This window comes from Komagataeibacter sp. FXV3 (assembly GCF_015155755.1).
In the GTDB taxonomy this organism is placed as follows: domain Bacteria; phylum Pseudomonadota; class Alphaproteobacteria; order Acetobacterales; family Acetobacteraceae; genus Komagataeibacter.
The window spans coordinates 1-6,510 of record NZ_VWPI01000074.1 but is presented as its reverse complement, the minus strand read 5'-3'; the positions used below and the strand labels follow the sequence as shown (position 1 = coordinate 6,510).

The 6,510-nt window shown below is 67.0% G+C and carries 6 protein-coding genes and 1 pseudogene; 4 read left to right on the top strand and 3 right to left on the bottom strand.

The genetic code is table 11. From position 1 onward, the window contains the following. From F1542_RS07260 to cysQ, 3 genes are all read right to left on the bottom strand, one after another. Nucleotides 1-586, bottom strand: a 586-nt coding sequence (locus F1542_RS07260; RefSeq protein WP_193732452.1) for a hypothetical protein, incomplete at its 3' end; no start/stop codon positions are given. A 38-nt stretch (nucleotides 587-624) separates the two neighbouring features. Then, nucleotides 625-1,599 (bottom strand): L-threonylcarbamoyladenylate synthase, encoded by a 975-nt coding sequence (locus F1542_RS07255; protein WP_193732451.1) that lies wholly within the window; start codon nucleotides 1,597-1,599, stop codon nucleotides 625-627. A 9-nt stretch (nucleotides 1,600-1,608) separates the two neighbouring features. Then, entirely contained in the window at nucleotides 1,609-2,394 is a 786-nt protein-coding gene (cysQ, locus tag F1542_RS07250; RefSeq protein WP_193732450.1) for a 3'(2'),5'-bisphosphate nucleotidase CysQ, read from the bottom strand. A 151-nt stretch (nucleotides 2,395-2,545) separates the two neighbouring features. On the opposite strand from cysQ, the gene F1542_RS07245 reads away from it, so the two are divergent. The 4 genes and pseudogenes from F1542_RS07245 to F1542_RS07230 form a co-directional block, all read left to right on the top strand. Next, complete coding sequence (locus tag F1542_RS07245; RefSeq protein ID WP_193732453.1) at nucleotides 2,546-4,012, top strand: leucyl aminopeptidase; 1,467 nt, start codon at nucleotides 2,546-2,548, stop codon at nucleotides 4,010-4,012. A gap of 42 nt (nucleotides 4,013-4,054) precedes the next feature. Next, nucleotides 4,055-4,501, top strand: a complete 447-nt coding sequence (locus F1542_RS07240) for a DNA polymerase III subunit chi (RefSeq protein ID WP_193732449.1) — start codon at nucleotides 4,055-4,057, stop codon at nucleotides 4,499-4,501. A 53-nt stretch (nucleotides 4,502-4,554) separates the two neighbouring features. Then, nucleotides 4,555-5,406: an aldo/keto reductase gene (locus F1542_RS07235; RefSeq protein ID WP_193732448.1), complete on the top strand. Its 852-nt coding sequence runs from the start codon at nucleotides 4,555-4,557 to the stop codon at nucleotides 5,404-5,406. Between the two features lie 127 nt (nucleotides 5,407-5,533). Then, nucleotides 5,534-6,510: pseudogene (locus F1542_RS07230) on the top strand (hypothetical protein); the annotation flags it as partial.

Genomic DNA, 6,510 nt, shown 5'->3' with positions numbered 1-6,510 from the left:
CGGGTGGCATGAGCCAGGCCTGCCCATGATGATGGACGGGTGGGTAGGTGGCGCTGGCCTGCGCGGGGCTGCCGGACATGAACAGGTGCCACGTTTCGGTCAGGGCGAAGCCGGTCAGCGCACCCACCGCCGCCGCCACCAGCAGGCCCGAACGGCGCGGGGCGGGGCGGTACTGCACGGCGGATGACAGCGCGGCCTGCGTTTCGGCACGGGCCTGCCGCGTCTGGTTCAGTTCCGCCATCAGCGCACCATTATTCACCTTCAGGTCACGGATTTCCGTGTCCAGCCGGCGAATGCTTTCCGTCAGTTGGGAAATCCGCTGGTGCGACTCCTGAATCTCTTTTGCCGCCGCCGCACTGGCCTTCGTGGCGCGGGGCGCGCGCGGTTTTGGCGCCGCCTTTTTGGGGGGATTGGGGGCGATGGCGGCAAACAGGTTTTTCAGTGCGCCGCCCGTCACCTGATTCTTTTTCGCCCGCGTGCGGATTGCAGCCAGTGCGTTTTCCGACTGGCCTGCATGGTCTTCCAGTACGAGTGCAAGGATATCCGAAAGGATTTTCAGTTCCTTGGGGTCGATTGTGTCGCTCATTTCAGGGGCACCGGGATCGGATCATGCGGTTGAAACTATTATACTCGCGGGCTGGCCGCACGGATCAGGCGGTCACGGATCGCACGGCCCAGCCCATGTCCGGGCACATGCTGCACCGCAATCCTGACCAGTCCCCGGCGGTGACCCTCCATATCAAGAAACCGCAGCCCCGCGAAGAGGCGCGCTGCCGCTTCATGCAAATCACCCGCTTCACTCAGGTTCCATACCAGCCCGCTACCGGGCAGCGGGGGACCGAATGCCAGCAGGGCCTCATCAGGCTCGACCGCCGTTGCCTCCAGCCGTACCGGCAGGCCGGGCGCGTAATGCGATGAAAGCTGACCGGGGGCGCTGGGGCGGGCATCATCGCTGCGCGCGGGCAGGGCCAGCTTCATGCCGCATGCTTCCTCCAGCGCCTCCAGCGTAATGCCGCCGGGGCGCAGCAGGACAGGGGTGTCGCCACCGAGGTCGATGATCGTGCTTTCCACACCCACGCGGCATGGCCCGCAGTCAAGGACCGCGTCAATACGACCCTCCAGTCCCGCCAGTACATGCTGCGCGTCGGACGGGCTGACCCGGCCCGACGGGTTGGCCGAAGGGGCCACGACCGGAAATCCACATGCCGCCAGCAGCGCCTGCGTGGTGTCCCCCGCCGGGACCCGTACGGCGGCGGTGGGCAGGCCCGCGGTGGCGATGGGGGAAATGCTGCAATGCGCAGCACGCGGCAGCACCATGGTCAGGGGACCGGGCCAGAACCGTTCGGCCAGCCGACGGGCCAGCGGTGTGGCCGCTACCTGTGAAAAGGCCGCTTCCGCACTGGCGAAATGGCTGATCAGCGGGTTGATGCCCGGTCGTCCCTTGGCGGTGTAAATGGCGGCGACGGCGATATCGTTGCCCGCATCCGCCCCAAGGCCGTAAACCGTTTCCGTCCCGAAGGCGACCAGGCCGCCCGCGCGCAGTATCGCTGCGGCGGTGGCGATCCCCTGCGGGTCATTATGCAGCAGGCGTGTATGCATGGGCCCGCGTCAGGCCGCGCCGCGACACAGGAAATGCGGATTGCGAAAGCCTGTCTTGCCATAGCCCAGCACCTTGCCATCCGGCGTGGTGATGGACCCGCCGGCGGCCTCGACAACGGCCTGCGGGGCGGCGGTGTCCCATTCCATGGTGGTGCCAAGGCGGGGATAGAGGTCGGCCAGCCCTTCGGCCACGCGGATGAACTTCGCTGCCGAGCCGATATTGCCCAGATGGGCTATGGTATGCCCGCCCAGGAATTCCTTCAGGCGCGGGTCATCGGCGTAATGGCGCGACGCCAGCACGGTCAGCCCCTTCGCCGGTGGCTTGCGGACATGGATGGCCTGCGTGCCATTGGCGTCGATGCGAAACGCCCCGCGTCCGGCACCCGCGCCATAAAGCTGGTGATAGGCGGGCAGCGCCACCGCACCCAGCACCGGGCGGCCATCGCGCACAAGGCCGATATTGACGGTGAAGTCGTCGCGCCCGGCGGCGAATTCCCGCGTGCCATCCAGCGGGTCCACCAGCCAGAACTCACGCCCGGTATCGGTCATGATGCCCGCGGCGACTTCTTCTTCCGCCACCACGGGAATGGCGGGGGCATGGGCGCGCAGGCCCGCAAGGATATGTTTTTCCGCCGCGTGGTCGGCTTCGGTCACGGGGGAGCTGTCGGTCTTGACCTTGGTCGCGAACCCGCGCGCGCGGATGGCGCGGATCAGGTCGGCGGCCTCATCGGCAAGACGCAGGGCCAGATCCAGAAGGAATCCGTCCTCATATGCTGGCATGGATGGCGTATTCATGCTGTTCGCATTAGCTTACTCACGGCGCGCCGTCATGCCCTTATCGGTGCCGATGGCCCCGGACGGGGTGTATCGGTCCGGGGCGTGATAGGCTGGCGCGGGAATTTATCCTGTTGGCCCAACACCTTCGTAGCGGAGCACCGTGATCCATATGCTCGATATCGCCTTTTCCGATGCAAGCCTGCCCACCAGCGGCACCCTTGCCATCCTTGCCGCCCCCGGCGCGCCCGCGGGGGCTTTCGCTGCGCTGGACGTGGCGGTGGGTGGCGCGCTGACCCGCGCGGCAAAGGCCGCGAAATTCCGCTTCGATGCTGCAAAAACCTGTGTCGTGCTTGCCCCCGGCGCGGGTTATGACCGCGTGGTCCTGGTGGGGCTGGGCAAGGTGGATGCGCTGGACGCCACCGTGGCCGAACAGGCCGGTGTCGCGGCCGCGCGCGGCCTGTCCGATGCGGGAACGGCCGGCGTGGTGGTGGCGGATACGGTTGCCCCGGACCTTGCCGCCCATGTGGCGCTGGGTATCGTGCTGGGCAGCTACCGTTTCGATTCGTACCGCACCCAGCCGCGCAAGGGCGATGCGGGACCGCTGACGGACGTGACCGTGGCGTGCGCCGACCCGGTGCACGCCAGTCAGGCATGGCAGCCGCTTTCGGCGGTTGCGCGCGGGGTATGCCTGTGCCGTGACCTTGTATCCGAACCCGCGAACATGCTGCGGCCGCCCGAATTCGAACAGCGCATCCTTGCCCTGCGTGACCTTGGGGTGGAGGTCGAGGTACTGGACCGCGACGCCATGCACAAGCTGGGTTTTGGCGCGCTGCTGGGTGTGGCGCAGGGCAGTGACGCGCCGCCGCGCACGGTCATCATGCGCTGGAATGGCGGTGCGCAGGACGATGCCCCGGTGGCCTTCGTCGGCAAGGGCGTGACCTTTGATTCGGGCGGCATCTCGATCAAGCCCGCCGCCGGCATGGACGAAATGAAGACCGACATGGCCGGCGCCGCCGCCGTGGTCGGCACCATGGCGGCCCTTGCCGGACGCAAGGCGAAGGTGAACGCCGTCGGTGTCGTGGGGCTGGTGGAAAACATGCTGTCGGGCAATGCGCAGCGTCCGGGTGACGTGGTGCGCACGGCGGCGGGCCAGACGGTCGAGGTGCTGAACACCGATGCCGAAGGCCGCCTCGTGCTGGCTGATGTGCTGTGGTACACGCAGGACCGCTTCAAGCCGCGCTTCATGGTCAACCTCGCCACCCTGACCGGGGCGATCGTGGTCAGCCTTGGGATCGAGCGCGCGGGCCTGTTCTCCAACAGTGATGCACTGGCGGGCCACCTTTCGGCCACGGGTGAAAAGACAGGCGAGAAGCTGTGGCGCATGCCCATGGATGCTGCCTACCTTGAACTGCTGCGTTCGGACATCGCCGATCTCAAGAACATCGGTGGGCGTCCCGGCGGGTCGATCACGGCGGCCAAGTTCCTTGAATGCTTCGTGAATGACGTGCCGTGGGCGCATCTGGACATCGCGGGGACGGCGTTTACATCCAAGCCGACATCGCACGCGCCCAAGGGGGCGACCGGCTTTGGCGTGCGCCTGCTCGATCGCATGGTCGGCACGTATTACGAAGGGTAATGCCTGCCCCGCGCGGCAGGCCGGATCGGAACAAGGAACTCCATGGCGCAGATCGGCTTCTATCACCTGACGCGTTCACCGGCGCTGGCGGTCCTGCCCGCGCTGCTGGGCCGTACGCTGGCGGCAGGCAAGCGGGCGGTGGTCCGCTGCGTGACAGCGGAACGGGTGCGGGAGCTTGATGACGGGCTGTGGCGGGCGACCGACCCGCTATGGCTTCCCCATGGCACACAGGCCATGGGGCATGGACAATGGCAGCCGATCTGGCTGACGGAAGGCGGGGACGTGCCCAATGGCGCGACCTTCGCCTTCCTGCTCGATGGGGTGGAAGTCCCCGACCTTTCCCCTTTCGAACGGGTGTTCGACCTGTTTGATGGCCATGATGAAGCCGCCGTCGCAAGCGCGCGCAGACGCTGGGTGGCATGGCGCGAGGGCGGCCATGAACTGAGCTACTGGCAACAGCAGCCCAAAGGTTGGGCGCGTCGTAAATAGTCCCCCTTCCGCCACGGTGGGGGTGATGACATGGACGAAAGGCAGGTTGCGCAATGAAGACGGTTACTTTCCCCAATGGCACAACGGTGCCCGCGCTGGGCATGGGCACATGGAACATGGGGGACAGCGACAGCCGCCGTGCGGATGAAATCAATAGCATCCATGCAGGTCTCGACGCGGGTATCCGCGTGGTGGACACGGCGGAAATGTACGGCTCCGGCCGTTCCGAAAAACTGGTGGGCGAAGCGATAAAGGGACGTCGTGACGACGTGTTCCTTGTCAGCAAGGTCGTCCCCTCCAACGCCTCGCGCGATGGCGTGCGCAAGGCCTGTGCCGCATCGCTGAAGCGTCTGGGCACCGACCATCTTGACCTCTACCTGCTGCACTGGCCCGGAAGCGTGCCGCTGGAGGAAACGCTGGCCGGCTTCGATGACCTGATTGATGCGGGCATGATCCGTAGCTGGGGTGTGTCCAACTTTGATGCCGATGGCATGCGTGAGATCGAAAGCACACCGGCCAGCACGCCCTGTGCGGCCAACCAGGTGCTGTACAGCCTTGATTACCGTGGCGTTGAATTCGACCTGCTGCAACGTGACCGGGACGCGGGCATCGTGACCATGGCCTATTCCCCGCTGGGGCAGGGGGGTGACCTGCTGCGCGCGCCGGTGCTGAAGCGCATCGCGCAGCGGCACACGACGTCCCTTGGGCCTGCGACCACGGCGCAGATCGCGCTGGCATGGGTGCTGCGGCAGGAAAACGTGCTGGCCATTCCCAAGGCGGGCAGCCCGCGCCATCAGCATGAAAACCTTGCCGCGACCGAGATCACCTTGACGCGCGATGATCTGGCGGAGATTGATGAAGCCATAGCGCCGCCGCGCCGCAAGGAGCCGCTGGCCATGATCTGACCCGCCCGGCCTCCTCCGGGCGGCATGCGGGAGGACCGTCATCATTCCTGTCATCCTTGTCGTAACCGTACTGCTGGTGGGGGTGGCAGGTGTCCTGCCGGTCTGCTGGCCACGGTCGGCTGCGGGAATGGTGCCCGTCCTGCGCGGCGGGTGGCTGGCCATATGCGCCATGGCCGTCCTGTCATGCCTTGGGGTCGGCTTGCCCGGCGGGGGCGTGCCATGGGCCGGTTTTTCCTCCGGGGCGCGTGATATCGCCCTGCTGGCGCCGCTGGGCATCGTGGGGTTCGCGGCATCCCGCGGGCGTGACCTTGCGGCCTGCGCCGGGGCGGCCCTTGCGGTGATCGGTGGGCCGGCCCTGTCCTGCATGGGGGCGGGATGGGTGCTGATCGCGCGTGCGCATGTCCCGCATGATGATGGGCCGCGCATGGATGCCCGCCAGGCGCCCGACCTGATTGCCCTGCTGCTTATGGTGGCGGTGCTGGTGTTTCCGGCCCATGCGGACTGGCTGCTGCCCGGCCTGTGCTGGCTGGCCACGCGCGGGCTGCTGGGCCTTTCCTTTTCCCCGCGCGTATCACCGCGTGGGCTGCGTCCCTTTCACATGGCCGATATCGCCGCGATGATCGCCGCCATGGCGCTGTGGGGACACCTGCCTGCTGGCGGCATGGTGGCGGACATGCGCTGGGGTGGCGTGCTGATCGTGGCGGGCTGCGGGCTGTACATGACGGCGTCGTGGCGGGCGCTGTGCGCGGGTGACGGGCGCAGGGTCATGACGGGACTGCTGGGGGGCACGGGCGCGCTGGTGATCGTGCTGGCGGGGCTGGGCCTGCTGGCCCGCGCCGATGACCTGCCTGCCATGGCCACGTGCGCCAGCCGTACGTTCATGCTGGTTGTGGGCACGCTGCTGACATGGATGTTCATGGCGCGTGCCATGGATGCGATGGAGCGTGAGGCCGGTGCCCTGGTACTGCACCGTCTGGGGGGGCTGGGTGTGCTGATGCCGCGCCTGTCGGCCCTGTTTTCCATCGGGCTTCTGGCGGAAAGCGGGCTGCCGCCCCTGCTGGGTTTTTCCATTATCTGGATGCTGCTGCATTTGCTGGCGGCCAT